Raw genomic sequence first — 1,872 nt, forward strand, 5'->3', positions numbered from 1 at the left:
CTATAGGGCCAACGCCCGCTGTGATGGGTAGGGGAGCGTCGTGTGCCGGGTGAAGCTGCAGCGGAAGCTAGTGGTGGACGGTTCACGAGTGAGAATGCAGGCATGAGTAGCGATACATACGTGAGAAACGTGTGCGCCGATTGACTAAGGGTTCCTGGGTCAAGCTGATCTGCCCAGGGTAAGTCGGGACCTAAGGCGAGGCCGACAGGCGTAGTCGATGGATAACCGGTTGATATTCCGGTACCCGCTGTGAAGCGTCAAACATCGAATCAGGCGATGCTAAGTCCGTGAAGCCGTCCCGATCTCTTCGGAGTTGAGGGAAGTGGTGGAGCCGACGGACCAGACTTGTAGTAGGTGAGTGATGGGGTGACGCAGGAAGGTAGTCCAGCCCGGGCGGTGGTTGTCCCGGGGTAAGGGTGTAGGCCGTGTGATAGGTAAATCCGTCGCACATTAAGGCTGAGACCTGATGCCGAGCCGATTGTGGTGAAGTGGATGATCCTATGCTGTCGAGAAAAGCCTCTAGCGAGTTTCATGGCGGCCCGTACCCTAAACCGACTCAGGTGGTCAGGTAGAGAATACCGAGGCGTTCGGGTGAACTATGGTTAAGGAACTCGGCAAAATGCCCCCGTAACTTCGGGAGAAGGGGGGCCATCACCGGTGATGAGTCTTGCACTCTGAGCTGGGGGTGGCCGCAGAGACCAGCGAGAAGCGACTGTTTACTAAAAACACAGGTCCGTGCGAAGCCGTAAGGCGATGTATACGGACTGACGCCTGCCCGGTGCTGGAACGTTAAGGGGACCGGTTAGTGCGCTTTCGGGCGTGCGAAGCTGAGAACTTAAGCGCCAGTAAACGGCGGTGGTAACTATAACCATCCTAAGGTAGCGAAATTCCTTGTCGGGTAAGTTCCGACCTGCACGAATGGCGTAACGACTTCTCGACTGTCTCAACCATAGGCCCGGTGAAATTGCACTACGAGTAAAGATGCTCGTTTCGCGCAGAAGGACGGAAAGACCCCGGGACCTTTACTACAGTTTGATATTGGTGTTCGGTTCGGCTTGTGTAGGATAGGTGGGAGACTTTGAAGCGGGCACGCCAGTGTTCGTGGAGTCGCCGTTGAAATACCACTCTGGTCGTGCTGGATGTCTAACCTCGGTCCGTGATCCGGATCAGGGACAGTGTCTGATGGGTAGTTTAACTGGGGCGGTTGCCTCCTAAAGAGTAACGGAGGCGCCCAAAGGTTCCCTCAGCCTGGTTGGTAATCAGGTGTTGAGTGTAAGTGCACAAGGGAGCTTGACTGTGAGACCGACGGGTCGAGCAGGGACGAAAGTCGGGACTAGTGATCCGGCGGTGGCTTGTGGAAGCGCCGTCGCTCAACGGATAAAAGGTACCCCGGGGATAACAGGCTGATCTTCCCCAAGAGTCCATATCGACGGGATGGTTTGGCACCTCGATGTCGGCTCGTCGCATCCTGGGGCTGGAGTCGGTCCCAAGGGTTGGGCTGTTCGCCCATTAAAGCGGTACGCGAGCTGGGTTTAGAACGTCGTGAGACAGTTCGGTCCCTATCCTCTGTGCGCGTAGGAATATTGAGAAGGGCTGTCCCTAGTACGAGAGGACCGGGACGGACGAACCTCTGGTGTGCCAGTTGTCCTGCCAAGGGCATGGCTGGTTGGCTACGTTCGGAAAGGATAACCGCTGAAAGCATCTAAGCGGGAAGCCTGCTTCGAGATGAGTATTCCCACCCCCTTTGAGGGGTTAAGGCTCCCAGTAGACGACTGGGTTGATAGGCCAGATCTGGAAGCCCGGTAACGGGTGGAGGTGACTGGTACTAATAGGCCGAGGGCTTGTCCTCAGTTGCTCGCGTCCACTGTGTTG

General features: G+C 56.5%; 1 rRNA gene (running past one end of the window). It reads left to right on the forward strand.

Features of this window, described 5'->3' with window-relative positions:
• A 23S ribosomal RNA gene (locus ACZ6JY_RS40695) occupies nt 1-1,849 on the forward strand; its annotated part reaches 1,201 nt to the left of the window's first position; the annotation flags it as partial.
• Nucleotides 1,850-1,872 lie beyond the last annotated feature (23 nt).

Source organism: Streptomyces sp. NPDC046335, assembly GCF_055587985.1.